Source organism: Roseococcus pinisoli (genome assembly GCF_018413645.1).
GTDB lineage: Bacteria > Pseudomonadota > Alphaproteobacteria > Acetobacterales > Acetobacteraceae > Roseococcus > Roseococcus pinisoli.
In genome coordinates, this window is the sequence record NZ_JAHCDA010000005.1 from 57,293 (window position 1) to 83,459 (window position 26,167).

At 69.1% G+C, this 26,167-nt stretch carries 22 protein-coding genes; 4 read left to right on the forward strand and 18 right to left on the reverse strand.

Features of this window, described 5'->3' with window-relative positions:
• The first annotated feature begins 38 nt into the window (after positions 1 to 38).
• The 3 genes from KHU32_RS21065 (at position 39) to KHU32_RS21075 (ending at position 2,553) form a co-directional block, all read left to right on the forward strand.
• Positions 39 to 1,043 carry an ABC transporter substrate-binding protein gene (locus KHU32_RS21065; protein WP_213672151.1) on the forward strand — a complete coding sequence of 335 codons (1,005 nt, stop codon included), beginning with the start codon at positions 39 to 41 and terminating at the stop codon, positions 1,041 to 1,043.
• 68 nt (positions 1,044 to 1,111) lie between these two features.
• Complete coding sequence (locus KHU32_RS21070; RefSeq protein WP_347265585.1) at positions 1,112 to 1,789, forward strand: ABC transporter ATP-binding protein; 678 nt, start codon at positions 1,112 to 1,114, stop codon at positions 1,787 to 1,789.
• Positions 1,786 to 2,553 (forward strand): ABC transporter permease, encoded by a 768-nt coding sequence (locus KHU32_RS21075; protein WP_213672152.1) that lies wholly within the window; start codon positions 1,786 to 1,788, stop codon positions 2,551 to 2,553. Before KHU32_RS21070 ends, KHU32_RS21075 begins: the two co-directional genes overlap by 4 nt.
• Here the strand turns inward: KHU32_RS21075 and KHU32_RS21080 are convergent.
• From KHU32_RS21080 to KHU32_RS21095, 4 genes are all read right to left on the reverse strand, one after another.
• Positions 2,504 to 3,292 carry a polysaccharide deacetylase family protein gene (locus KHU32_RS21080; RefSeq protein WP_213672153.1) on the reverse strand — a complete coding sequence of 263 codons (789 nt, stop codon included), beginning with the start codon at positions 3,290 to 3,292 and terminating at the stop codon, positions 2,504 to 2,506. The two genes, KHU32_RS21075 and KHU32_RS21080, sit on opposite strands and share 50 nt — an antisense overlap.
• Positions 3,289 to 4,245 carry a glycosyltransferase family 2 protein gene (locus KHU32_RS21085; RefSeq protein ID WP_249681488.1) on the reverse strand — a complete coding sequence of 319 codons (957 nt, stop codon included), beginning with the start codon at positions 4,243 to 4,245 and terminating at the stop codon, positions 3,289 to 3,291. The genes KHU32_RS21080 and KHU32_RS21085 overlap by 4 nt, the downstream gene beginning before the upstream one ends.
• A gap of 172 nt (positions 4,246 to 4,417) precedes the next feature.
• On the reverse strand, positions 4,418 to 5,827 hold the full coding sequence (locus KHU32_RS21090; protein ID WP_213672154.1) for an amidase family protein: 1,410 nt from the start codon (positions 5,825 to 5,827) through the stop codon (positions 4,418 to 4,420).
• On the reverse strand, positions 5,814 to 6,533 hold the full coding sequence (locus tag KHU32_RS21095; RefSeq protein WP_213672155.1) for a pyridoxamine 5'-phosphate oxidase family protein: 720 nt from the start codon (positions 6,531 to 6,533) through the stop codon (positions 5,814 to 5,816). The genes KHU32_RS21090 and KHU32_RS21095 overlap by 14 nt, the downstream gene beginning before the upstream one ends.
• Before the next feature lie 119 nt (positions 6,534 to 6,652).
• Here KHU32_RS21095 and pdxR point away from each other — a divergent pair, with 119 nt between their 5' ends.
• Positions 6,653 to 8,161, forward strand: coding sequence for a MocR-like pyridoxine biosynthesis transcription factor PdxR (pdxR, locus tag KHU32_RS21100; RefSeq protein ID WP_213672156.1), 1,509 nt, complete (start codon positions 6,653 to 6,655; stop codon positions 8,159 to 8,161).
• 18 nt (positions 8,162 to 8,179) lie between these two features.
• On the opposite strand, the gene KHU32_RS21105 is transcribed toward pdxR, so the two are convergent.
• The 14 genes from KHU32_RS21105 to KHU32_RS21170 form a co-directional block, all read right to left on the reverse strand.
• Positions 8,180 to 9,580, reverse strand: a complete 1,401-nt coding sequence (locus tag KHU32_RS21105) for an NAD(P)H-dependent flavin oxidoreductase (protein WP_213672157.1) — start codon at positions 9,578 to 9,580, stop codon at positions 8,180 to 8,182.
• Between the two features lie 128 nt (positions 9,581 to 9,708).
• Positions 9,709 to 11,919, reverse strand: coding sequence for a polyribonucleotide nucleotidyltransferase (gene pnp, locus KHU32_RS21110; protein WP_213672158.1), 2,211 nt, complete (start codon positions 11,917 to 11,919; stop codon positions 9,709 to 9,711).
• Between the two features lie 573 nt (positions 11,920 to 12,492).
• Positions 12,493 to 12,762, reverse strand: a complete 270-nt coding sequence (rpsO, locus tag KHU32_RS21115; RefSeq protein WP_213672347.1) for a 30S ribosomal protein S15 — start codon at positions 12,760 to 12,762, stop codon at positions 12,493 to 12,495.
• A gap of 57 nt (positions 12,763 to 12,819) precedes the next feature.
• A complete protein-coding gene (truB, locus tag KHU32_RS21120) occupies positions 12,820 to 13,764 on the reverse strand; it encodes a tRNA pseudouridine(55) synthase TruB (RefSeq protein WP_213672159.1) in 945 nt (314 codons plus the stop codon).
• Positions 13,765 to 13,949: 185 nt separating this feature from the next.
• Positions 13,950 to 14,375, reverse strand: coding sequence for a 30S ribosome-binding factor RbfA (rbfA, locus tag KHU32_RS21125; RefSeq protein WP_213672160.1), 426 nt, complete (start codon positions 14,373 to 14,375; stop codon positions 13,950 to 13,952).
• A 73-nt stretch (positions 14,376 to 14,448) separates the two neighbouring features.
• Positions 14,449 to 17,238 carry a translation initiation factor IF-2 gene (gene infB, locus KHU32_RS21130; RefSeq protein WP_213672161.1) on the reverse strand — a complete coding sequence of 930 codons (2,790 nt, stop codon included), beginning with the start codon at positions 17,236 to 17,238 and terminating at the stop codon, positions 14,449 to 14,451.
• A gap of 21 nt (positions 17,239 to 17,259) precedes the next feature.
• The gene (locus KHU32_RS21135) at positions 17,260 to 17,958 is read right to left on the reverse strand and encodes an RNA-binding protein (protein ID WP_347265586.1); all 699 of its coding nucleotides are present in this window, start codon (positions 17,956 to 17,958) and stop codon (positions 17,260 to 17,262) included.
• A complete protein-coding gene (gene nusA, locus KHU32_RS21140; RefSeq protein WP_213672162.1) occupies positions 17,885 to 19,441 on the reverse strand; it encodes a transcription termination factor NusA in 1,557 nt (518 codons plus the stop codon). The genes KHU32_RS21135 and nusA overlap by 74 nt, the downstream gene beginning before the upstream one ends.
• Before the next feature lie 3 nt (positions 19,442 to 19,444).
• A complete protein-coding gene (rimP, locus tag KHU32_RS21145; protein WP_249681489.1) occupies positions 19,445 to 19,963 on the reverse strand; it encodes a ribosome maturation factor RimP in 519 nt (172 codons plus the stop codon).
• A 116-nt stretch (positions 19,964 to 20,079) separates the two neighbouring features.
• Positions 20,080 to 21,390: a glycosyltransferase gene (locus KHU32_RS21150; RefSeq protein WP_213672164.1), complete on the reverse strand. Its 1,311-nt coding sequence runs from the start codon at positions 21,388 to 21,390 to the stop codon at positions 20,080 to 20,082.
• Complete coding sequence (locus KHU32_RS21155) at positions 21,387 to 21,950, reverse strand: polysaccharide biosynthesis C-terminal domain-containing protein (protein ID WP_213672165.1); 564 nt, start codon at positions 21,948 to 21,950, stop codon at positions 21,387 to 21,389. Before KHU32_RS21155 ends, KHU32_RS21150 begins: the two co-directional genes overlap by 4 nt.
• A gap of 85 nt (positions 21,951 to 22,035) precedes the next feature.
• Entirely contained in the window at positions 22,036 to 23,703 is a 1,668-nt protein-coding gene (locus KHU32_RS21160; RefSeq protein WP_213672166.1) for a stimulus-sensing domain-containing protein, read from the reverse strand.
• A 339-nt stretch (positions 23,704 to 24,042) separates the two neighbouring features.
• The gene (locus KHU32_RS21165) at positions 24,043 to 25,566 is read right to left on the reverse strand and encodes a tripartite tricarboxylate transporter permease (protein WP_213672167.1); all 1,524 of its coding nucleotides are present in this window, start codon (positions 25,564 to 25,566) and stop codon (positions 24,043 to 24,045) included.
• Positions 25,566 to 26,075 carry a tripartite tricarboxylate transporter TctB family protein gene (locus tag KHU32_RS21170; RefSeq protein WP_213672168.1) on the reverse strand — a complete coding sequence of 170 codons (510 nt, stop codon included), beginning with the start codon at positions 26,073 to 26,075 and terminating at the stop codon, positions 25,566 to 25,568. The genes KHU32_RS21165 and KHU32_RS21170 overlap by 1 nt, the downstream gene beginning before the upstream one ends.
• Positions 26,076 to 26,167: the final 92 nt, after the last annotated feature.

Genomic DNA, 26,167 nt, shown 5'->3' on the forward strand with positions numbered 1-26,167 from the left:
AACGCCACATAGTCCTGCCGCCGGGACAGGAGACCGCGATGCGCACGCGCTACCGAATTCAACGCCGCGCCCTGGGGGGGCTTTTCCTCGCCGCGGTGCCGGGCGCGCGCGTGGCCGTGCCGCAGAGCCTGGACCGCGTCTCCTTCCACACCAACTGGCGCGCCCAGGCCGAGCAGGGCGGCTACTACCAGGCCGTGGCCGCCGGCATCTATCGCCGCCACGGCATCGAATGCGAGCTGCGTCAGGGCGGCCCGCAGATCGACCCCATCCGCCTCATGCTCACGAGCCGCGTGGATATGGTGATGTCCAACGGCTTCCAGGCGCTGGCCTATGTGCGCGAGAACATCCCCGCCCTCACCATCGCGGCCATGATGCAGAAGGACCCGCAGGTGCTGATGACCCATGCGGGCAACGGCATCGAGAGCTTCGAGGACATGCGCGGCAAGCCCATCCTGGTGGGCGCCGCCGGCCGCGTGACCTACTGGCCCTTCCTGAAATCCCGCTTCGGTTTCACCGATGCGCAGGTGCGCCCCTACACCTTCAATCTGCAGCCCTTCCTGCTGGACCGCATGGCCATCCAGCAGGGCTTCCTTTCCTCCGAGCCCTTCTCGGCACGAAAGGCCGGCGCCGATCCCCGAACCTTCCTCATCGCCGATGCCGGCTACGAGAACTACCAGACCACGATCGACATCCATCGCAGCTTCGTGGACCGCAAGCCCGATGTCGTGCAGCGCTTCGTGAATGCGAGCATCGAGGGCTGGACCCAGTACATGAAGGGGCAGGACGCCGCGGCCGCGAACCGCCTCATCCTGCGCGACAATCCGGAGATGACCGAGGAGCGCATCACCTATGCCGTCGATGCCATGAACGCCGCCGGCATCGTGATCTCGGGCGATGCGACGACGCTGGGCGTGGGCGCCATGACCGATGCGCGATGGGAGCGCTTCTACAACACCATGCGCGATGCGGGCGTCTATCAGCCGGGGCTGGATTTCCGCCGTGCCTATGACCTGCGTTTCGTGAACCAGCGGGTCGGGCTCTGACGGGCTCCCTCCTCCGGCTCGACGGCGTCTCGAAGAGCTTTCCGGGTGGCGTCATCGCCGTCGAGGGCATCACGCTCGACGTGGCGGAGGGCGACTTCCTCGCGCTGCTGGGCCCTTCCGGCTGCGGCAAGTCGACGCTGCTGCGCATGATCGCGGGGCTGATCGAGCCCAGCGCCGGGCGCCTCGACTGGGGGCGGGATGCGCGCCGCGAGATCGGCTTCGTCTTCCAGGAGCCCACGCTGATGCCCTGGGCCACCGCGCTGCGCAACGTGGCGCTGCCGCTCGAGCTCGGCGGGATGCCGCGGCGCGAGGCCGAGCGCCGGGCAGCCGAATGGCTCGCCCGCGTCGAGCTCGCGGGCTTCGAGGACGCCTATCCGCGCGCGCTCTCCGGCGGCATGCGCATGCGCGTCTCGATCGCGCGCGCGCTGGTGACGCGGCCGCGCCTGCTGCTGATGGACGAGCCCTTCGCGGCGCTCGACGAGATCACCCGCTTCCGCCTGAACGACGACCTGCTGAAGCTGTGGCAGGCGGAGCGCTTCACCGCGGTCTTCGTCACCCATTCCACCTTCGAGAGCGTCTTCCTCGCCGAGCGCATCCTGGTGATGTCGCCGCGCCCCGGCCGCGTGGCGGCCGAGCTGCATGTTCCCGCCGGGGACCGCGCGACGCCCGAATTCCGGACCTCCGCCGCCTATGCCGCGCATTGCCGCGCGGTCTCTCAGGCGCTCGGCCGGGCCATGGCGGCATGAGCCTGGCGTTGCGCGTCCTCGCGCCGCTGCTCGTCGGCCTGGCGGTGCTGGGCGGCTGGGAATGGGGCGTGCGCCATTACGAGGTGCCGCCCTATATCCTGCCCGGCCCCGCCCTGATCGCGCAGACGCTGTGGAGCGACTGGGCCACGCTGGCGCCCTCGCTGCTCGTCACCCTTGAGATCACCTTCGCCGCGCTGCTGGTGGCCGCGACGCTGGGGCTGGCACTGGCCATCCTCTTCGCGCAGTCCCGCGTCATCGAGATGTCGCTCTTTCCCTATGCAGTGGTGCTGCAGGTGACGCCGATCGTCGCCATCGCGCCGCTGATCATCGTCTGGGCCGACAACCTGATGCTGGCGCTGCTGATCTGCGCCTGGATCGTCGCCTTCTTCCCAGTGTTGTCGAACACCACGCAGGGGCTGAACAGCGTCGACCCGAACCTGCGGGACCTGTTCCGGCTCTACCGCGCCAGCCGCTGGCAGGTGCTGTGGCGGCTGCAGCTGCCGGGCGCCCTGCCCTATTTCCTCGCGGGGCTGCGGATCTCGGGCGGGCTTTCGCTGATCGGCGCGATCGTCGCGGAATTCGTGGCGGGCACGGGCGGGGCCTCCTCGGGCCTCGCCTCACGCATCCTCGAGGCCGGCTACCAGTTGCAGATCCCGCGCATGTTCGCGGCGCTGGTGCTGGTCTCGGGCCTCGGCATCGTGATCTTCGGCGCGCTCACGCTGCTCTCCTACCTTCTGCTGCGGCGCTGGCACGACGCGCGCTGAGCTCCCGCGCCGGGTCCAGCCATTCGAACCGTGGGTCGGCGGAAAGGCGGCCCAGCAGCTCGTCGAGGAAAGCCCAGGCGGCGGCGTCATGGGCGAGATGGTGCGTCAGCAGGCCGATCGGCCCGTCCCAGTCACCCGCGAGCCGGCGCAGCCGCAGCATCCTTCGCAGGCGTGCGAGCGTCGCCCCGCGCCCCCGGAAGCGGGGCGACGGCTTCCAGCGCAGCAGGTCGACCTGCGCATGCGCCTGCCGAAGGCCGAGCCCCGGCAGCGCCGCCGGCTCCCCGGCCGAGAAGCCTTCGAACCCCGCCTGCCGCAGCGCCTCGTGCAGCGCCGGATGGCTGTCGTTCCAGGGCGGCACGTAGAGCTTCAGGGCGCGGGGCAGCGACCCGATCGCGGGCCAGGCCGTGGCAATGGGCAGGGCGATGGCGCCGGGTTGCTCCTCCGCGCGGAACTCCGTGTCGCGCTCACCGGCCCGGCGCCGGTTCTCATGCGCCACGCCGTGTTGGGCGGCGAAGACGCCCGGACGGGATGCCAGGAAGGCGCCAAGCCGCGGCAGCCCCGTCCCCGAGGGGATGACCGCCAGCACAAGCGGAAGCCGGTGCCGGGAGGCGAGCTCCACGAGCCGTTCCAGGGCGAGGGTAACGTCGCCGGCATCGTCGTCGCGCCACCAGAGCCGGGGCCGCCGTCCGGCGGCGGCCCATCGATCCAGCTCGCGGCCCAGCCGCCACCAGGCGATCACGCGGCGCTTTCGCCCGCCGATTGCTCCGCGGACCGGCAGGGGTTTACGGGTATTGCAGGCTCCAGCCGCGCCCGGAGCTCGGAGAGGATGGGGTAGAAGGCCGCCATCAGGGCGATCATCACGCCCCAGTCGCCCTCGCGGTAGCCGCGCCGGGCAACGTAGCACTTCCAGAACCGCCGCAGCCCCCGGAAGGCATGCGAGAGCAGACCGTGGCGCCGCCGCCCGGCCTGCAGGTCCTGGGCGTTGAGCTGGGTGTAGCGGTCCAGCCGGCGCAGCATGTCGGAGACGTCGGTGTCGACCTCGTGCCGGAGGGCGTGCCGCAGGCGCCCGCCGGGGGTGCCGAGCAGGCGCGCCGCCGGATGCACGCGTTCCATCCCCCAGGCCTTGCCGCCGCGCCGATAGAGTCGGGCCACGGCGCTGGTGCCGAAGGAGCCGCCCCAGCCGTGCCGCACGCAGCGGCCGCCGACATAATTATCGACCGGCAGCAGGAACCAGTCCGCCTTCGGCGCCCCCTGGAGGAGGAGACGGATCTCCTCGGCCAGTTCGGGCGGCACCAGCTCGTCGGCGTCGATCTCCAGCACCCAGGCGCCACGGCAGGCCGCCAGGGCGGCCGCGCGGCGCGGCCCCTCGAGCGGGAAGATGCCTTCCACCACGCGGTCGGCGAGCGCGCGGGCGATCTCGGCCGAGGCATCCGTGCTGCGGTCGAGCAGGACGACGATCTCATCGGCGAAGCGCAGATGCTCCAGGCATTGCGGCAGCCGCGCGGCCTCGTTGCGGGCGCAGACGAAGACGGAGAGCCCGATATCAGGCGGCGTGGCGGGCGGTTTCCCCTCCCCCGCTTCCGACGAAGCCAGGACGTGGCTGTAACCGGATGCCGTCACGAAAGGGACGACGCCGGCGTCGGGATCGAAGGGCGAGGACATGTGGAGGATCCAGGTGCGAATGATTCGCATCTATATGTGTCAAAACGTAACGACAAGCGGAATTGCCGTCGCGACACAGCCCCACGAACCCATTCCGAAGAAATGGAATGTATATTTCGTCCAGTTATTTCTGTTGCTTATGGGTAAACATCGCATCGCCGCCCGATGGCCTTTCGGCCATCGGTAACGGATATGTAACGGCTTACGCCTGGGTGGCGGGCGTCACCTCGAAGGGCTTCTCGGCCAGGAAGCCCGCCGCCGCGCGCAGCACCAGCGCATCGGCCAGGCGCGGCCCGGCGAGTTGCAGCCCCACCGGCAGCCCCTCCGCGCTGAAGCCGCAGGGCACCGAGATCGCGGGGCCGTGCGAGAGATCGAAGGGATAGGAGAATTCTGCCCAGACCAGCCAGTCCCAGGGATGCTGGGGCCAATGCGGCGGAAGCTGCATGCCGACCGGGAAGGCCGCCACAGAGGCCGAAGGTGTGGCCAGGAGGTCGAAGCCCGCCTCCTGGAACCAGGAGTTCACCGCCGCGGCATAGGCGAAGCGCCGGCCCATGGTCGCGTGCGCCTGGTCGAGGTTGAAGTCGCGATAGGCCTCCGTGCAGGCGACGAGGCCGGGATCCATCTTCGTCGTGTCCTCGGCGCCGCGCGCCAGGAAGGGGCGCATGCCGATGCCCCACATGTCCCGCTCCAGCGCCGAGCCGATCGGGCCCCAGGCTGGCGTCACCTCCTCCACGACCGCGCCGGCCGAGCGCAACGCGTCGAGGCTCGCCTCGACCGTGGCCGCGACGTCCGGATCGACGCGCGCATGGCCGAGATCGGGGCTATAGGCGATGCGCAGGCCCCGCAGGCCGCCCGGGGCGATGGCCGCCGGGAAGAAATCAGGCAGCGTCGTGTGATCGAGGTCGTGCGGCCCGGCCACGACGGAGAACATCAGCGCTGCATCCTCGGCCGAGCGCGTGATCGGCCCGGCATGCGAGAGCGCGCCGTTGTTCGGCACCGGCACGTAGGGCACGCGCCCATAGGTCGGCTTGAAGCCCACCACGCCGCAGAAATGCGCCGGCAGGCGGATCGAGCCCGCGCCATCCGTGCCCAGGTGCAGCGGCCCGCAGCCCGCCCCGCAGAGCGAGGCCGCGCCGGAGGAGGAACCGCCGGCCGTGCGCCCATGCATCCAGGGATTATGCGTGCTGCCCGTCAGCGGGCTGTCGCTCACCGCGGTCCAGCCCTGCTCGGTGCTGGTGGTCTTGCCGAGGATGATCGCCCCGGCCCGGCGAAGCCGCTCGACCAGCGGCGCGTCATGGGCCGCCGGCGCGGGGTCGGTGAGGCGGGAGCCCCGCCGCGTCGGCAGCCCCTTCACCGCCTGCACGTCCTTGATGGTGACGGGCACGCCGTGCAGCGGGCCCAGTTCCTCGCCGCGCATCACGGCGTCCTCGGCCATGCGGGCCTGGGCCAGCGCGCCCTCGGCATCGAGCGCCACGAAGGCGTTCAGGGAAGGATTCTTCCTGCCGATCCGATCCAGAACCGCCTCGGTGATCTCCAAGGGAGAGGCGCGCTTGCCACGCACCATCGCCGCCAATTCGACCGCCGAGGCGGTAGCCAGATCAGGTCTCGCCATAAGTTTTCTTGTAACTTTCCCTCATGATCTCATCGAGCCTACGACCCGGGGTGAAACCTGCAAGACCTTTCGGGAAGGGCACGCCTTCCACCAGCCTCGGGCAATCCTCGGGCGTGCCGATCACCTGCGTCACCGGAATGCGCGCGGCATAGATCGGGAGGGCATAATCTTCCTCCTCGTCGCCGACGCCCTTGTTGCGGACCTTGCCGGAGGCTTCGTCGATGTTCATGCCGATGACCATCGTCGCCTTCAGCTCCTGCGTCGTGCTCGGCCGCAGCTCGGCGTTCCGGCCGGGATAGAAGCGGTCGATCATCAACTCCAGCAGCTTCGCCTTCTCATCGAGGTCGTCGATGATATGCGCGTTGCCGAAGCACATGGCCGAACGGTAGTCGACCGAGTGGTTGAAGCCGCAGCGCGCGAGGACCAGGCTGTCCAGATGCGTGACGGTGACGCAGACCGGCGTGCCGGGCTTCTGCGTGCGCAGCATCCGGCTCGCCGAGGAACCGTGCCAGTAGAGGTGGTTGCCCTCGCGCCAGAAGGCGGTCGGCGTGCAATAGGGCTGGCCGTCGATGACATAGGAGACGTGGCAGATCATCGCGGCGTCCAGGATTTCGTAAACCGAGGCATAGTCGTGCCGCCCGCGCTCGTGCAGGCGGCGGACCTTGTTGCGCTCGGTGACGGGATAGCGGTCGGTGACCTCGGACATGGCGGAAATCCTGGCGGATAGGTGAAGGCCGCATGCTGGCAGGCTCAATGGCTCCTCACGAGAGCCAATTTAACCAACATTCACTGGTCCAATACCTAACGCCTCGCTAGGCTGCCTCCATGGCCGCCGACCTTTCCCATCTCCTGATGCTCGCCATCGAGCGCTCCAACGGGACGCCCCTGCTGCGCCAGGTCTACCTGGAGCTGCGCCGGGCGATCCTCGGCGGCACCCTGCCCCCCGGAGCGCGGCTGCCCGCCACGCGGGTGCTGGCGCAGCGCCTGGGCATCGCCCGCAACACCGTCGTCGCGGCCTATGAACAGCTCCTGGCCGAAGGCTTCATCGAGGGGCGGGTGGGCGCGGGCAGCTACGTCTCGCGCGACCTGCCGGAAGGGCTGGAGCGCCCTGCCGCCGCGCGGACGCCGGGCAAGCTCCCCCCGCCGGGGCCGAGCGCCGTCAACATCCCCCACATGGTCCAGCCGGGCGCGCAGCCCTTCAACACCGGCCGCACCTCCTGGGACGACGCCACCGCGCGCATCTGGCGCCAGCTCACGCTGCGGCGGCTGCAATCGCCCGATCCGGACATGCTGGGCTATGGGGACCCGCGCGGCTCGCTGGCGCTGCGCGAGGCCATCGCCAACTACCTCGGCGCCGCGCGGGCCGTGCGCTGCACGCCGGACCAGGTGATCGTCACCTCCGGTGCGCAGCAGGCCATCGACCTGGTGCGCAAGGTGGTGGTGGCGCCGGGCGATCCCGTCTGGGTCGAGGATCCCTGCTACCCCGCGCTACGCGCCGCCATGGCCGCGGCCGGCGCCCGGATCGTGCCGGTGCCGGTGGATGCGCAGGGCCTGATCGTGAGCGAGGGCATCGCCGCCTCGCCCACGGCGCGGCTGGCCTATGTCACGCCCTCCTCCCAGTACCCGATGGGCGTCGTGCTCTCCATGGCGCGGCGGATGGAGCTGCTGGCCTGGGCGCGGCGCACCGGCGCCTGGATCGTGGAGGACGACTACGACAGCGAGTTCCGCTATGCCGGCCGCCCGCTGGCCTCGCTGCAGGGCGTGGATGAGGCCGGGCGGGTGATCTACATCGGCACCTTCAGCAAGGTGCTCTTTCCCGGCCTCCGGCTCGGCTACGCCGTCCTGCCGGCGGAGCTGCTGGCCCCGGTCCAGTCCGCCCGCCTCCTCTCCGACTGGCACCCACCCGTCTTCCAGGAGGGCGTGGTCACGGACTTCCTGGCCGAGGGGCATTTCGCCCAGCACCTGCGCCGCATGCGGCAGCGCTACCGGCTTTCGCGCGACGCGGTGGTGGAGGCGCTGCGGGAGAGTTGCGGCCACTTCCTCGACGTCGAGGCACCGGACCAGGGGCTGAAGCTCCTGGCGCGGCTGCGGCCGGGATGGCAGGACACCGAGGTCGCCGCGGCGGCCGAGCGCGCGGGCGTCATCGCGCGGGCGGTCAGTCCCATGTTCATGGAGGAGCGCCCGATCCAGGCGCTCATGCTGGGCTTCTCGGGACACGAGCCCGGCACCCTGAAGCATGCCTCGCGGCTGCTGGCGCGCAGCGTGGAGGGGATGCACCCCTTCCACGTGGATGTCAGTTCAAGATTAGCCGAGCCGGCCGCATCGCAGCGGTGACCGGCCCGGCCGGATGACCTAGCGCCCGGAGATGATCCGATCGACCAACTGCTTCACCGTCGGCACGAAGCCGTTGGAGTAGAAGGGGTCGGAGCTGAAGCGATAGGCATTGTGGCCGGCGAACATGAGGTTGTTCTCCAGGCTGCCGTCATGCGCGATGTCCTGAAGGGTCTTCTGGATGCAGAAGCTGCGGGGATCGGCCTTCTTGCCCGTGCTGAACTCCGGCCCGTGCTGCGTCCAGTTGCTGAAGCGGCACTGGCTGAGACAGCCCATGCAATCCACCTGATCCTTCACGATCTCCCGCGCATTCTCGGGCGTCACGAAGACCAGCGTGGAATCCGGCGTGCGCAGCGCGTCGCTGAAGCCCTGGTCGGTCCAGGTCACCGCATGCTCGCGGTCGGTCGGCGTCAGCCACACCGGGCGCTTGCGCGGGCCCACGCCGAATTCGGCCGTATGCTCGCCGATCGGCTCGCTCGTATAGGCCACCTGCCGCTCGCTGCGCGCCTCCAGGTCATGGAGGAAGTCGTTGCGCACGGCCGAGGAATAGAAGCCGGTGGGCGAGAAGGGCTGCAGCAGGACGTCGCCGGGCTTCAGCGTGGTCAGGCGCTGCTTCCAGGCGTCGCTGATCGGGCTTTCCTTCGTCAGCAGCGGCCGCGTACCGAACTGGAAGGCGATGGGGCCGAGCTCCGGATTGTCGAGCCAGTCGTCCCATTCCTCGAGCCACCAGACGCCGCCCGCCATGATGATGGGCGTCTCGTCCAGGCCGAAGGCGCGCATCTGCTCGCGCAGCTTGCGCACGCGCTCGTAGGGCCGCTCGGGCTTCTTGGGGTCCTCGCCGTTCGAGAGGCCGTTATGGCCGCCGGCGAGCCAGGGGTCCTCATAGACGACGCCGCCCAGCCAGTCGCTGACCTTGGAATAGCTGCGCTTCCACAGCGCGCTGAAGGCCCGGGCGGAGCTGACGATCGGGTAGTAGTGCACGCCGAACTCGCGCGCGATCTCGGAGAGGCGATAGGGCATGCCCGCGCCGCAGGTGATGCCGTTGATGAGGCCCTTGGCCCCTTCCAGCACGCCGCGGATCACGCGCTCGGCGCCGCCCATCTCCCAGAGGATATTGGCATGGATGCGAGCATTCTTGCCGCCGACGTCGCGCGCCTCGCGCGCCTGGGCGATACCGCCCGCGATGCCGTAGGCGACCAGCTCCTCATGCCGGTCCACGCGGGTGCGGCCGGTATAGATCTGCCGGATCGTCCGCCCCTCCGCGTCGTAGCTGTCGGCATTGACGGCCGAGAAGGTGCCCACGCCGCCGGCCGCGGCCCAGGCACCGGCCGTGAGGCCGTTGCTGACGGCCACGCCCTTGCCACCCTCCACGATAGGGAGCACGTCCACGCCGCCCATGCGGATGCTGTTGATCGCCTTCACCGTCCGCCGTTCCTGCCGAATATTTCTCAATATGACACTAACATGAATTCGCCCGGCGCAAGCAGAGGCGCCGGGCGTGATATGGGGTTTTTCGGCCGGAATGCAAAGCTTCCGGCCGATCCCGCAGCTTAGTCGCGCCGCGGGCGGCGGTCGCGGCCGCCTCGGTCGTCACGGTCGCGGCGGGGGCGATCCTCGCCCTCGCCCGCCTCGCGCGGGCGGCGCTCGCCGACCTGCTCGGTGATGTCCGCACCCGTCGCCTGGTCGACCACGCGCATGGAGAGCTTCACCTTGCCTCGGTCGTCGAAGCCGATGACCTTGACCTTCACGGCATCGCCATCCTTGACGACGTCGGTGGTCTTGTTCACCCGCTCGTTCGACAGCTCGCTGATGTGGACGAGGCCGTCCTTGGCGCCGAGGAAGTTCACGAAGGCGCCGAACTCGGCGGTCTTCACCACCTTGCCGTTGTAGATCGTGCCGATCTCGGCCTCGGCCGTGATGCCCTTGATCCGGTCGATCGCGGCCTGGGTCGCCTCGGGGCTGGTCGACGCGATCTTGATCGTGCCGTCATCCTCGATGTCGATCTTCGTGCCGGTCTGCTCGACGATCTCGCGGATCACCTTGCCGCCCGTGCCGATCACTTCGCGGATCTTGTCCTTCGGCACGTTGATCACGGTGATGCGCGGCGCGGTGGCCGCCATCTCGCCGCGGGCGCCGCTGATGGCCTTGGCCATCTCGCCGAGGATGTGGAAGCGGCCATCCTTGGCCTGGCCCAGGGCCGTCTTCATGATGTCGAAGGTGATGGACGTGATCTTGATGTCCATCTGGAGCGCGGTGATGCCCGCTTCCGTCCCGGCCACCTTGAAGTCCATGTCGCCGAGGTGATCCTCGTCGCCGAGGATGTCGGAGAGCACCGCGAAGCCGCGGTCTTCCTTGATCAGGCCCATGGCGATGCCGGCCACCGGGCGCAGCAGCGGGCAGCCGCTGTCCATCAGCGAGAGCGAGGTGCCGCAGACCGTCGCCATCGACGACGAGCCGTTGGACTCCGTGATCTCGGACACGATGCGCATCGTGTACGGGAACTTCTCCTTCTCCGGCAGGACCGGGTGGATCGCACGCCAGGCGAGCTTGCCATGGCCGATCTCACGACGGCCGGGCGAGCCCATGCGGCCCGTCTCGTTCACCGAGTAGGGAGGGAAGTTGTAGTGCAGCATGAAGTTCTCGCGGTACTCGCCCGCGAGAGCGTCGATGACCTGCTCGTCCTGGCCCGTACCCAGGGTCGCGACGCAGAGGGACTGCGTCTCGCCACGGGTGAACAGCGCGGAGCCGTGGGCGCGCGGCAGCACACCGACCTCGGCGAGGATCGGGCGGACCGTCTTGGTGTCGCGGCCGTCGATGCGCAGGCCGGTGTCCAGGATCGCGTTGCGGACCACATCCGCCTCGAGCTCCTTCAGCAGGCCCTTCGCGGCGCCGACATCGGCACCCTCGGCCTCCAGCGCGGCGACGATGGCCTTCTTGGCCTCGCCGACGGCCTTCTGGCGCGCCAGCTTCTCGGTGATCTTGTAGGCCTCGCCCACGGAGGCGGTGCCGAGCTCGGCGATGCGGGCCTTCAGCGCCGCCACAGCCGGATCGGCCTCACCAACGGCCCAGGGCTCCTTCGCGGCAACCTCGGCGAGGGAGATGATGCCCTCGATGACGGCCTGGAACTGCTTGTGGCCGAACTCGACGGCGCCGAGCATCACGTCCTCGGAGAGCTCCTTCGCCTCGGACTCGACCATCAGCACGCCCTCGGCGGTGCCGGCGACGACGAGGTCGAGGTCGCTCAGCTTGCGCTGCGCGGCGGTCGGGTTGAGGACGTACTGGCCGTCGATGTAGCCGACGCGCGCGCCGCCCACCGGGCCGAAGAAGGGAATGCCGGACAGCGTCAGCGCCGCCGAGCAGCCGACCAGGGCCACGATGTCGGGATCGTTCTCGAGGTCATGGCTGAGGACGGTCGCGATGACCTGCACCTCGTTGCGGAAGCCCTCGGGGAAGAGCGGGCGCAGCGGGCGATCGATCAGGCGCGAGATCAGGGTCTCGCTCTCGGAGGGACGGCCCTCGCGCTTGAAGAAGCCGCCGGGGATCTTGCCCGCGGCAAAGGCCTTCTCCTGGTAGTTCACGGTCAGCGGGAAGAAGTCCTGGCCGGGCTTCACGTTGCGGGCGCCGACCACGGTGCAGAGCACGATGGTGTCGCCAAGGCGCGCCATGACGGCGCCATCGGCCTGACGGGCGACCTTGCCGGTCTCCAGCGTCAGGATCTGACCGCCCCAGGCGATGTCCTTGCGGAAATAGTTGTCGAACATGCGTCGTCCTTCTCGCCCCACAGCGCGCGGGGACTTCTGGACGCGATGAGGCGGGGTGACAGCCCGTCCGCGAAAACCACCTTCGAGGGAGGGAGGCTTTCGACGCTTCGGGGCACATGGAGGCCGGGGACTCTCACCCGCGGCAAAGCCATGTGGCCGGAAACGCCGCCAGACCCGTCTTCCTTCAGGGGTGCGGAGGCTCTGACAACCCGCCGCCAGCGCGCGTGGTTGAGCCGAGCCCGCGTGGCGCGGGACCGGCTGGGCGGCCTTATGGACCGGATGGGCGCGCGGCGCCAGTAAGAATCAAAGCCGGCAGCCGGCTTCGAGACGATCCGCGGTCGTATCGACGATGAAAGGAAGAAATCGGCCGGGGCGCGGGAGCTTCAGCGCCCTGAAGGTCGCATCGCGGGCGACATGGCGCCGCTTGCTCGTAATGGCGATGCTAGGGCGGCGGCAGGGAAATGCCGTCCGCAAAGAAGCCGCCCAACCCCGGAAGGCGCGGCGGATCCACCGGAGCCGCCACGAAGGACGGTCCGGCGGATCACCACGATGCCCGAAGGCTCGTTCAGCCGCTTAGCGGCGCAGGCCGAGCCGCGCGATCAGCGCCTCGTAGCGAGCGCGATCCTTGCGCTTCACGTAGTCGAGCAGGCCACGGCGCTGGCCGACCAGAACCAGCAGGCCACGGCGGCTGTGGAAGTCCTTGGCGTGGGTCTTCAGGTGCTCGGTGAGGTTGGAGATACGCTCCGAGAGCAGGGCGACCTGCACTTCGGGGCTGCCGGTGTCGCCGGGGGTCTTGGCGTGCTCGGCAATAAGCGCCTGGCGGCGCTCCGCAGTGATCGACATCATCTAATCCTTCGGGTTGGCTGCTGTCGCAGCTGAGAAACGAAACGATCCGTTGGTTCAGGCCGAGGCCATCAACCGTTCCGGCCGCAGCATCCCCTCCTCGAGGCGACACAGGCCGACGAACCGCCCCCCTGCCATCACGCGGACCAGCCCCCCATCGGGATCGGCCTCGGACGGAACCCGACCCATGAGATCGACGAGGCTGAGGGCCTGGCCGAAACTGAGGCGGGCGGCCTCCCCTTCGATGACGGCCAGTGCCGGGATGTCGGCCAGCGCGGTCGTCACAGGGAGAAGGAGGTCCAGCGAAGGGGGAGGCGTATCGCCCGTCACGACGATCTTGTCCAGGGGCACGCCGTCCGCTTCCTTGAAGGGACCGACCCGCAGGCGGCGCAGAGCCACCACATGGCCGACCGCGCCGGTGGCCCGGGCGATGTCGCGCGCCAGGGAGCGCATGTAGACGCCCTTGCCGGACTGGACCTCGAATTCGGCCGTGTCGGCATCGGGGCGGGCGACCAGCTCGAAGCGGTCGACGCGGGCGGGGCGGGCCTCCAGGGCCACGGCCTGCCCGTCTCGCGCCAGGTCATAGGCGCGCTCGCCATTCACCTTGATGGCGGAGAAGATCGGCGGCACCTGCATGATGTCGCCGGTGAAGGCGGGCAGCGCGGCGCGGATCGCCTCGTCGGTCGGGCGGAAATCGGTGGTCTCGATGACGGCGCCGTCGGCATCGTCGCTGTCCCGCGCCTCGCCGAAGCGCAGCGTGAAGCGATAGACCTTCGTGCCGTCCATGACATAGGGCACGGTCTTGGTGGCATGGCCGAAGGCGATGGGCAGCAGCCCGGTGGCCAGAGGGTCGAGCGTGCCGCCATGGCCCGCCTTCTGCGCATCGAAGGCGCGCTTCACCTTGTTCACGACGTCGGTGCTGCCGATGCCGCTGGGCTTGTCGATGATGAGCCAGCCGTCGATCTCGCGGCCGCGCGGCTTTTTCCGGAAGTTACGTGCCATGTCTGGTGAAGTCGATCCGAGTTGAAACGGGGGTTCTACGCGGTTCGGCGCCGTTGGGTAGAGCGTCTTGAGCCGGGCGGCGTTCTGGCTGGCATCCGCCCTCGTTATGGCAGCGGAGGCTCGGGCCGCCCCCAGACTATCGACAATGGCAGGGAAAGCGCCCCGGGCTCACTGGACCGGGCGCTTCAGCCTGCCTCGTCCTTGTCGCTCTTCTCGACCGGAAGGTCGCGCATGACCTCGGGCCGCTTCATCAGCTCGTCCATCCGCATGGCGTAGTCGAGCGCGTTGTCGGGCTGGAAATGCAGGTCCGGCGCGAATTTCAGCCGCACGGACTTCGCCACCTGGCCGCGCAGGAAGGCGTTAGCCCGCCTCAGCGCCACGAACTGCTCCTTCGGCACGTCGCGTCCGAGGCCGCTGATGAAGGCCGTCATGTGCTTGAGGTCGGGGCTGGCCCGGACCTCCGTCACCGTGATGCGGGCATTGGCGAGCTCGGGGTCGCGGAAATCCCCGCGCTCGAAGATGGCGGCCAGTGCGTGGCGGACCTCTTCCGCGACGCGGAGCTGGCGCTGCGTGGGCGCACCGGGGGGCGTGTCGTGCTGGCGCTTGGCCATGTCTCGTCTCTCTGAAAAAGCAAAGGGCGCGGCGGGCTGACCCGCCGCGCCCCAATCATTCGCCGGACCGAAATCAGGCGGCCGCGACGGTCTCCGTCTCGAAGCACTCGATCTGATCGCCGACGCGGATGTCGTCGTAGTTCTTGAAGCCCATGCCGCATTCGTAGCCGTTGGTGACCTCGCGGACGTCGTCCTTGAAGCGGCGGAGCGTACCCAGCTCGCCCTCGTGGATGACGATGCCCTCGCGCAGCAGGCGCACGCCGCAGCCGCGCTTCACCACGCCCTCGGTCACGCGGCAACCCGCCACGTTGCCGAGGCGCTTGACCTCGAAGACCTGCAGGATGGTCGCGTAGCCAATGAAGTTCTCGCGCTGCACCGGCGCCAGGCGCGACTTGAAGATCGCCTCGATGTCGTCCGACACCTGGTAGATGATCGAGTAGTAGCGGATGTCCACGCCGTCCCGCTGGGCCATCTCGCGGGCCTGCGTCGTGGCGCGGACGTTGAAGGCCACCACCACGGCGTTGGACGCCTTGGCGAGCTGGATGTCGCTCTCGGTGATCTGGCCGACCGCCGAGTGAAGCACGCGCACGCGCACCTCGTCGTTGCCGAGCTTGCCGAGGGTGACGTTGATCGCCTCTGCCGAGCCCTGCACGTCCGCCTTGACGACGACCGCCACTTCCTTCTGCTCGCCGGCCTGAATGCGGGCCAGCATCTCGTTGAGCGAGCCGCGGTTCGCACCGAGCAGCGCCGCCGCCTTGTCACGCGCCCGCCGCTGGCGGAACTCGCTGACCTCGCGGGCCTTGGACTCGCTTTCGACCGCGACAAAGTTCTCGCCGGCCGAGGGCACGCCCGAAAGACCCAGGATCTCGACCGGGAAGGACGGGCCGGCCGTCTTGATCTGCGCGCCGCGATTGTCGACCAGCGCGCGCACGCGGCCCCATTCGGAGCCGGCGACCACGATGTCGCCCTGGTTCAGCGTGCCGTTCTGCACGAGCACCGTCGCCACCGGGCCGCGGCCGCGATCGAGCTTGCTCTCGATCACGGTGCCCTCGCCCGCGCGGTCCGGATTGGCGCGCAGATCGAGGATTTCGGCCTGGAGGATGATGGCTTCCAGCAGCTTGTCGAGGTTCGTGCCCTTGGTGGCCGAAACCTGGATTTCCTGCGTGTCGCCGCCCAGGCTCTCGACCACGATCTCGTGCTGCAGCAGTTCCTGCCGCACGCGATCCAGGTTGATGCCCGGCTTGTCGATCTTGTTGACCGCCACGATCAGGGGAACATCGGCGGCACGGGCGTGCTTGATGGCCTCGATCGTCTGCGGCATCACGCCGTCATCGGCCGCCACCACCAGCACCACCATGTCGGTGACGCCGGCGCCGCGGGCACGCATCGCCGTGAAGGCCTCGTGGCCCGGCGTGTCGATGAAGGTGACCTTCCCCTGCGGGGTCTCGACCTGATAGGCGCCGATGTGCTGGGTGATGCCACCTGCCTCGCGCGCCGCCACGTCGGTCTTGCGGAGAGCGTCGAGCAGGCTCGTCTTGCCGTGGTCGACATGGCCCATGATGGTCACGACGGGCGGGCGCGGCTGCAGGGCCTCGTCCTCGTCCACCATGCCCTCGAGGCCCAGCTCCACGTCGTCCTCCGCCACGCGCTTCACGCGGTGGCCGAATTCCTGCGCGACCAGCTCGGCCGTGTCGGCGTCGATGCTCTGCGTCAGCGTCGCCATCACGCCCATGCGGAACAGCGCCTTCACCACCTCGCCGCCACGGGCGGCCATGCGGTTGGCGAGCTCCTGGACCGTGATGGTCTCGGGAATGATCACGTCGCGGACGACGCGCTCCTGGCCGGCGCGGAGGCGGGCCAGCTCCTGCTGCCGCCGCTCACGCTCACGGGCGCGGCGGACCGAAGCCATCGAGCGGCTGCGCTCGTCCTCGCCATCCATCGCGGCGGCGACGTCGATGCGGCCACCGGCATCGCGGCGACGATCGCCGGCGAGCGGCGTCTTCTTCACGGGCGCCGGCATGGGGCGCTTGATGCCACCAGGCGCGGGCCCACCGGGACGGCGCGCCGGACCACGGCGGTCGTCCTCTTCCTCGCCGCGGGCACGCGGGCTCAGGGAGAGGCGCGCACCGGGCGCGGAGGACGGCGGCGGGTTGCTCGGCCGGAGCGCCGGACCCTGCGTCGCACGGGCGGCAAGCGGCGTCACGCGCGGCGCGGCCGGGCGCGGCGCTTCCGTCACGGCCGGACGGGGAGCGGGCGCAGCCGGAGCCGGCGCGGGCGTCGCGGCAGGGGCCGGAGCGGCGGCGACCGGGGCCGCCGGAGCGGCAGCAGCCGCACGGGCAGCCTGGCGCGCCTGGCGCTCGGCTTCTTCCTGGGCGGCGCGGGCCTGGGCCTCTGCCTCCTCGCGCTGGCGGCTTTCGTCTTCGGCGCGGCGCGCGGCTTCCTCGGCAGCGCTGCGCACCATGAGGGCCTGCTGCTCACGCTGCTCGCGCTCACGCTGGGCCTCAACCCGGCGCTGCTCCTCCAACACGCGCTGGCGCGTGGCGAGCTCGGCGGCCGTCAGCGGACGCCCGGCGCTCGGCGCGGGCCCACGGGACGGGGCGCCGGATTTCGGGGCTCCACCGGGCGTGGAGGGCCGCGGCGCACCGGGGCGGCCGGGGGGCGTCGGCGCACGCAGCGTCGCCGGCGGGGTGCCAGGGACGGGGGCGCGCTTCTTCACGACCTCGACCTGGACCACCTTCGAGCGCCCATGGCTGAAGCTCTGCCGGACGCTCCCGGCATCCACAGTCTTCCCCAACTCCAAGCGGCCCGCGGGGCGGAGGCTCAACCGGCTCTTCGCCGCATCCTGATCGTTCTGGTCGCTCATTCGTCGTTCCGAAACCAATCCCTATACCCCGCCTGCCGGCAGAAAGCCGGCTAAACGAGCCGCCTCCGCCTGCAGCGAGGACACCATCCGACCCGGGGAGATCGCGACGTGAACCGCGCGATCCCTTCCGAAAACACCACCCAACTCCGCAGCCGTCAGCGGAGTCAGAACCGGCAGCTCTCTGCCGCCAACCAATCGGCTTCGTTCGGCGGGGCTGCCGTCTGAAGCCTGAACCAGCAGCGCCACGCGATCGTGGCGAAGCCAGTCAAGAACCGCCTCGCGCCCCGCGACAGCCTCGCCGCTGCGCCTTGCGAAGCCGACAAGATCACGGATGCGCTGCCGCAGCCCGGAAACGACAAGCGCGCCAAGATCGCCCGGCACTCCTACGGAGCCCCGTGCTGCCCTGGCGAAGGCGCCCTGCTTCAGGGCCTTGTGCAATACATCTTCCCGCGCCAGCAACCATAGGCCTCTGCCCGGTAGGCGTCCACCCAGATCAGGGACCAGCTCGCGCGTAGGGCCTATGACAAAACGGACCAGCCGCTCCTTCGGCAAGACTTCCCGCGTAACGATGCAACGCCGCAGGGGCCCACGCTCACGCGCGATCGCATCGTCCGGTATGTCGTCTTCCGCAGGCGAATGCGCAAGGTCAGCCAGCGGCCTCTCCCCCTTCTTCCTGCACTTCCTGGGCTTCCTCGTCGCCGAACCAATGCGACCGGGCAGCCATGATGACGGCGTTGGCCGTCTCCTCGTCCATCGCGTCGGCGCCCAGGATCTCGATCAGCTCGTCCGAGGCCAGGTCGGCCAGGTCGTCCAGCGACTTCACGCCGCCCTCGCCCAGGGCCACCAGCATGGCGGGGGTGAAGGTGCCGATCTCCGCGATCTGGTCCGACACGCCCAGCTCGACGCGGCGATTCTCGAATTCGGCGTCCTTGGCCTCAAGGAAGGCCATGCCGCGGCGCTTCAGCTCGGCCGAGATGTTTTCGTCGAAGCCCTCGATGCCCGCGAGCTCCTCGTCCTCGACCTCGATGATCTCCTCGATGGTCGAATAGCCCTCGGTCACCAGCAGGCCGGCGATGACGTCGTCCACGTCCAGCGCCTCGACGAAGAGGCCGCTGCGCTTGCGGAAATCTTCCTGCCGGCGCTCGGATTCGCCCGCCTCGGTCAGGATATCGATGTCGTAGCGCGTGAGCTGCGAGGCCAGGCGCACGTTCTGGCCGCGGCGGCCGATGGCGAGCGAGAGCTGCTCGTCCGGCACCACGACCTCGACGCGCTTGCTGTCATCGTCGAGCACGACCTTGGAGACCTCGGCCGGCGCCATCGCGTTCACGATGAAGGTCGCGATGTCCTGGCTCCAGGGGATGATGTCGATCTTCTCGCCCTGCAGCTCGGCGACAACGGCCTGCACGCGCGAGCCGCGCATGCCGACGCAGGCGCCGACGGGGTCGATCGAGGAGTCGCGGCTGATCACGGCCATCTTCGCCCGGCTGCCGGCATCGCGCGCGACGGCCTTGATCTCGATAATGCCGTCATAGATCTCGGGGACCTCCTGGGCGAAGAGCTTCGCCAGGAAGCCAGGATGGGTGCGCGAGAGGAAGATCTGCGGGCCGCGCGGCTCCTCACGGACGTCGTAGATATAGGCGCGGACGCGGTCGCCGTTCTTGAAGGCCTCGCGGGGGATGGTCTCATCGCGGCGCAGCAGCGCCTCGGCCTTGCCGAGCTCGACCATCAGGTTGCCGTACTCGGTGCGCTTCACCGTGCCGTTGATGACCTCGCCGACGCGATCCTTGTACTCGTCGAACTGCTTCTTCCGCTCGACCTCGCGCACGCGCTGCACGATGACCTGCTTGGCGGTCTGCGCGGCGATGCGGCCGAAATCGATGGGCGGCAGCGGGTCCACGATGAACTCGCCGACCTGGATGCCCGGCTTCACCTTCTGCGCGATGCGCAGCGGGATCTGGGTATCCTCGTTCTCGACGGGCTCCTGCTCGACCACCTCGCTCCAGCGGGATAGGCGGACCTCGCCGTTCTTGCGGTCGATGGTGGCGCGGATGTCCTTCTCGAGGCCGTACTTCTGCTTGCCGGCCTTGCCCATGGCCAGTTCCATGGCCTCGAGCACTTCCTCGCGCTCGATCATCTTCTCCCGGGCGACGGCCTCGGCGACCTGAAGAAATTCCGGGCGGGGGATCGCAACATCCAGGGCCATGTCTCAGTTCCCTTTGTTCGCCGTCGTGGCGGCGATGAGTTCATCGGTGAGGACGAGTTTGGCGCGACGCATCTGGTCGCGCGGCAGGGAGATTTCAGGACCTTCGTCGAGGCGAAGCCGGGCATTGTCCAGATCGGCGCCGAGCACGATCCCGCGGAAGCGCTTGCGCCCCTCGACCGGGATCAGCATCTCCACCGTGGCCACGTGGCCGGCGTAATGCTCCCAGTCCTTGGTGCGGGTGAGCGGGCGGTCGATGCCGGGGGAAGAGACTTCCAGCATCCACTCGGCCTTGATCGGATCGGCGACGTCGAGCACCGCGCCCACGGCGTGGCTGATCGATTCGCAGTCCTCGACGGTGAAGGGCGCACCATCCGCACGATCGGCCATGATCTGGACCGTGGGGCGCTCCTTGCCGCTGATCTGCACGCGGACGAGCTCATAACCCAGATGCTCGATGGTGGGAGCCACCAGATCGGCAATGCGGGCGTCAAGCCCTTCGTGTCGCGGACGTTCGATCGTCAAAAAACAAAAAAGGCGGCCCCGGAAGGCCACCCCCCTCAAGAATGGATGGTGTTGAAGGCACGGAATATGACGGTTCCGGCCAGCGGATGCAAGGGCAACGAAGAGAGACGTCGGGATCAGGACCGATCCGACGGCTCGCGGCGAAGCATCTGCCCCAGCCGCCGAAGCGGCGCGGTGACGCGCCAGGACGTGCTCGCGCGAAGAATCCCGATCGCCTGCCGATGCCCTTCCAGCTCGGCGAGGGCCTCAGCCTCTCGGGCCCTGGAGGCATCGAGCTCCGCCCGGACAGCGTCCCCCCGCAGGCTCGCCGCCTCGGCGTTCATTCGGGCCTGCCGCTCACACTCCATCGCCTGTCGGTGCCCGTCCAACTGGGCCAGAGCCGCCGCCTCTCGCGCCCTGCAGGCATCAAGCTCCGCCCGGACCGCATCCCCCCGCATGCTCGCCGCCTCGGCGTTCATTCGGGCCTGCCGCTCACACTCCATCGCCTGTCGGTGCTCGTCCAACTGGGCTAAAGCCGCCGCTTCCCGCGCCTGGGCGCCGGCTACCTCCACCCGTGCCGCGTCAAGACCGGGTAAAGTCTCCCGGATGGCCGTCCAGGCAATCCGGTCGAGGACCTGGCTCACCGCGGAGCGCAGCCCGGCGACCCAGGGCTCGCCCCCTGCCCGCATGACGCGCCACAGTGTCGCCTGCTCAACCTCCATGATGGGGGGATGCCGCAGGATGCCAGGCCACCAGTCGGCTGCGTCGGCGATTCCCACCAGGCGCTCCACCTCCGCACTTGCCGAGAAGCGGGATTTTTTCCAATCCGCACTGAAATGCAGGTTGGTCGGCTGGCGGAGGTAGGCGGGCGGGAGCGCCCCTATTCCCAGCATGCGGCGCCACAGCACCCAATCGGCGGCGGCGGGCACATCCTCCGGCCAGAATCCCGCCTGATGCAGCGCCTCCTTCGTATGTACGACGCAGGCAGCGGGGATCGTGTTGCCTCGATGGAAATCCTGGAGGCCGCCCGGAAGGCCCAGATCGGTGGCGAAAGGGACGATGACGCCGTCGGTGGAGACCCAGAGAGGGCGGCTGTAGCCCCAGGAGGCCCCCTCGCTGTCCAGCAGATCCCCCATCAGGGCCAGATGATCGGGCAACAGCAAATCATCATGCGCGGCGAAAGCGATGAGCCGCCCCCGGGCCTCGCGCAGCGCCAGGTTGCGGTTCGCGTAACCAAAATGCGGCGCCTTCGGCAAATCGAAAAAGCGGATCCGCGGGTCCTCGAAGGCTGCCATGACATCGCGCGTGCCGTCGGTGCATCCATCAGCGACGACGAGAAGCTCGAAATCCGGCTCCGTCTGGGCGAGCACGGACTGGATGGCGAAGCCCAGGACGTCGGCCCGGTTATGAGTGGGCAGCAGAACCGAGAAACGCGGCGTGCCCGTCATCCTCCCGTGGTTCCCTCAGGAAAACGGTAGGGAATCAATGGTGTGTCGAGAGGCAGGCGCCACTTGTCCGGCGCCGCATGGTCGTACTGGATGGTGGGAAAGTTCACGATCACGACGTCACTCGAGCCGATGTTGTGATCCGCATGCCAGACGTTGATCGGCACGTTCACCAGGCAGCGCTCGTGCTCGGAAAGAACGATGCGGCACACCTCTCCGCATGTCGGGCTGTCAGGCCGGGGATCGAAGAGGACCAACGCCATCCGCCCCTGCAAAATGGCGTAGCGATCCTCGTGCCGGCGATGAAGATTCCACCCCTTCACCACGCCGGGACGGATCGTAAAGGTATAAGAGAAGACAAGCGGTTCGGGGTGAAAGCCCCAGCGCGGGTCGTAAAGCTCGGTGACGGTTCCGCGCTCGTCCGTATGCGTTTTCAGGAACCGCACGGAAACACCATGGGTCAGCCGCCCCAGAGACCGCCCCTCGGCGGAGACGGTGGCTTTATCCTGAACCGCCTCGCGCAGTGTCTGATCGAGAAGCGTTTCGTGGAGGGGGGCCTTCAAGACATCGTCCTCATAGGGATTGCCATAAGAGGAAGGATACATTCCGTTCGCTGGGGATGCGATACTCCGGAAGCGGTTACGCGACCTATCCCCGCGGCAGCCGCACCACGAAGCGCGCGCCCAGGACCTTCCCCTCCGCATCGCGCCGGTTCTCGGCGCTGATCCGCCCGCGCAGCCCTTCGATGATCTGGCGCGAGATGGAGAGGCCGAGCCCGGAATGCTGGCCGAACCGCTCCCCGCTCGGACGCTCCGAATAGAAGCGGTCGAAGATCCCCTCCAGCCGGGCATCGGGGATGCCGGGCCCCTCGTCCTCGACGGTCAGCTCCACCTCGGTCGCGGTCTCCCGCGCGCGGAGCCAGACATGGCCCTCCTCCGGGCTGAAGGAGATCGCATTGCCGAGCAGGTTGCGGATGACCTGCACGACCCGGTCCTCCACGCCCATCGCCACCAGCTTGTCCGGCGCCTCGAGGATCATCTCCGGGTCGCGCGGCTTACGGGTCGTGTTGTGCAGTTCCACCAGCACGGCGAGGATGGGGCCGATATCCACGGGCTCGGCGATGCTGCGCGACAGCTCGGCATCGACGCGCGAGCTGTCGGAGATATCGCCGATCAGCCGGTCCATGCGCACCGCGTCATTGGCGATAATGGAGAGCAGCCGGTGCTGCTGCGCCTTGTCCTCGACCCGGCGGAGCGTCTCGATGGCGCTGCGCACGCTGGTCAGAGGGTTCTTCAGCTCATGCGCCACATCGGCGGCGAAACGCTCATTGGCGTCGATCCGGGCCCAGAGCGCGCGGGCGGCCGCCTGGAGGTCGCGCGCCAGCACGCCGATCTCGTCGCGGCGCTCCAGCAGCGCGCTGGGGACGCTGCCGGTTCGGCCCTTGCCCTGCCGCATCTCGGCCGCGGCACCGGCCAGCTGAAGGATAGGCGTGGCGATCGTGCGCGCCAGGTAGAGCGAGACGGCGACGGTGAGGACGAGTGCCAGGCAGAAGAGGCCGAGCACGCTGGCGCGGATCTCGAAGAGGCGCTCATCCACCTCGCGCGCCTCGCGCGTCAGCAACACGATGCCCACGGCCTGCGCCCCGCGCCGTGCGGGCTCGGCGACGGAGACCAACAGGCGGCCGTCCGGCGTGCGGCGGATATAGGGGGTGACGCCCCCCTCCAGCGCCAGGCGCAGCTCGGCCTGGCGCTCGGGCCCGAGGTCCGGCTGCCAGTCGAAGCTCTGGGCATCGGGCGTCGTGTCGAGCACGACGGGATTGGCCGACCGGTTGGGCACCAGGTTCAGCATCCACTCATAGGCGCCGGACAGCGAGGAGGAGAGCGCGCCGCGGGAGGCCGGCGCGGGCAGCGGCTCGGTGACGACGGCGCCGCCGACCCCTTCCCGCACCCGGCTGTCGGCCACGACGAGGCCCGCCGTGTCGAAAAGCCGCGCCTGGGTGTTCGGCGAGGGCTCGACGAGGCGGCGCAGCAGCGGCCGCGCCTGTTCGGGCACCAGCACGGCACGGTCGTCCTGGACGCGGACGGCGGCCTCGGCGATGGCGCCGGCATAGATGCGCGCTTGGTTGCGCATGGCCTCGACCTCGGCGGCCATGAGCCCGTTCTGATACTGGTCAAGATACAGCAGTGCCGCGGCCAGCAGGGCGGGCGGCAACGCGTTCACCAGAAGGATCCGCCGGAGCAGGGGCGAGACCCAGCGGCGGCGGTGCTCCTGCACCGGGCTGCCGTCCTCGGGCTTGAGCAGGGGGGCCTCCGGCATGTTCAGAAGCCTGTCAGAAGGGGTTCGAGGGGGCGGGTGAGCCCATCATTTCCGGGCCCATATCGACGAATGGCCGCGAGATGGGGCGCCATCATGGCGACCGCCGCCGCAGTCCCGTCAGGAAGCGGCCGGGGGCGGCCCAGGGCGGGCGGGGCGGGCGTCGGCGGAAGCAAGGGGGCAATGATCCTCGATGACGATGCTTCGAGCCAGGCGGGCTGGGCATCGAGCAGATACCCTGCGCCGCGCTTCGCCCGATAGAGGTCGAAACGCATCATCGTCAGAAGAGGCGGCATCGGGTGGGTGGGCAGCGGAGCGACCTCCCCTGCCCGCCCGGCCCTCCTAGCTGTCGACGCTCGCGGTAGCGGCCGTCCGGCGGCGCCGCGTCGCCAGGGCGTAGAGGCGGGGCCCGAACAGGGCCAGAGCCGCCAGGATCAGGATGATGAGGCTGCCGGGGCGGGTCACGAAGGTGGTCCAGTCGCCCTCGCTGATGGTCATGGCCTGCCGCAGCGCCTGTTCCGCCATGGGTCCCAAGATCATGCCGATGATCACTGGCGCCACCGGGAAGTCGAAGCGCCGCATGAACATGCCGATGATGCCGATGCCGTAGAGCAGCAGCAGGTCCGTGACCGAGTTGGAGATGCCGTAGGTGCCGATCGTCGCGAAGACCAGGATGCCGGCATAGAGCTGCGGCGTTGGGATCTTCAGGATCTTCACCCAGAGGCCGACCAGCGGCAGGTTCAGCACCACCAGCATGACATTGGCGATGAACAGGCTGGCGATCAGCGTCCAGACCAGATCGGCCTGGGTCTGGAAAAGCAGCGGCCCCGGCTGGATGCCGTAGCTCTGGAAAGCGGACAGCATGATCGCGGCCGTCGCGCTGGTGGGCAGGCCCAGCGTCAGCATCGGCACCAGGATGCCGGCGGCGGCCGCATTGTTCGCGGCCTCCGGCCCGGCCACGCCCTCGATGGCGCCCGTCGTGCCGAATTCATGGGCGTATTCGGGCGCGACCAGCTTCTTCTCCGCGTAGTAGCTCAGCATGGTCGGCATCTCGGTGCCGCCGGCGGGCATCACGCCGAAGGGGAAGCCCAGCCCCGCGCCGCGGATCCAGGGCCAGAAGCTGCGCTTGAGGTCCGTGCGCGAGAGCCAGAGCCGGCCCACCGGCAGCACCTGCACCTTCCCGTCCACGTGGTTCCAGGCCATGTGCAGCGCCTCCGCCACCGCGAAGAGCGCGACCGCGACGAGCACGACGTTCACGCCATCGAAGAGCTCGGGCAGTCCGAAGGTCATGCGGGGTTGGCCGGTCTGCAGGTCGATGCCGACGAGGCCCAGCGAGAGCCCGAAGAACAGGCTGGTCAGCCCCCGCAGCGGCGAGCCGCCCAGCACCGCCGAGACGGTGACGAAGCAGAGCAGCATCAGCGAGAAATACTCGGCCGGCCCGAGCACGAGCGCGAAGTCCACGACGACGGGGCCGAGGAAGGCGATGCCCAGCGTGCCCACCACGCCGGCCACGAAGCTGCCCACCGCCGAGGTCGCCAGCGCCGGCCCCGCGCGGCCGTTGCGCGCCATCTTCGCCCCCTCGAGGGCCGTGATGATGGAGCCGGACTCCCCCGGCGTGTTCAGCAGGATGGAGGTGGTGCTGCCGCCATACATCGCGCCGTAGAAGACGCCGCAGAAGAGGATGAAGGCACCGGTCGCGCTCACCTGGTAGGTGATGGGCAGCAGCAGCGCGATGGTCAGCGCCGGCCCGATGCCCGGCAGCACGCCGACCGCGGTGCCGAGGAAGCAGCCCAGCAGCGCCCAGCCCAGGTTGCCGAGGCTGAAGGCATGCGAGAAGCCCAGGGAAAGTCCGTCGATCGCGTTCATCAGACCGGCTCCTGGCCCATCAGGCGGAGAATGAAGCTCTCGAGCAGCCCGGCGCCGATATTCACGCCGAGGCCCTGCACGAAGAGGAACCAGACCAGCAGCGTCAGCGGCAGGGCGATCAGCAGGTCCCGCAACATGGAGCGGCTGCCGAAGGCGGCCGCCACCAGCACGAACTGCGCCGAGGCCGCGATGGAGAAGCCCGCGGGGACGATCAGGACCAGGTTCACCAGCAGCCCGGCGAGAAGCAGGCCCATCGCGCGGCGGTTCAGCGGCCCGGCCTCCGCCATCTCGGGATTCTCATGCGACCAGCCGCCGCGCAGCGCCGAGATGGTGAGGCCGATGCCCAGCGCCGTCAGCCCGGCGGCGACGACATAGGGAATGGCCTTGGGGCCGACCTGCGCATAGAGCGGCGAGACCGGGATGACGCTGGCCTGCCAGAAGCCGATGAGGCCGAAGCCCAGGACAACCAGGCCGGCCACCAGGTCCGGCCATGAGAGACGTGATGTCATGGAGCCTCGCGAATCCTCGGTTTCTTGTTTTCCGACAGGTCAGGAAAGGGCCAGGCCTCCCCGCCGGACGGTCGTCGCATCCTCCGGCGGAG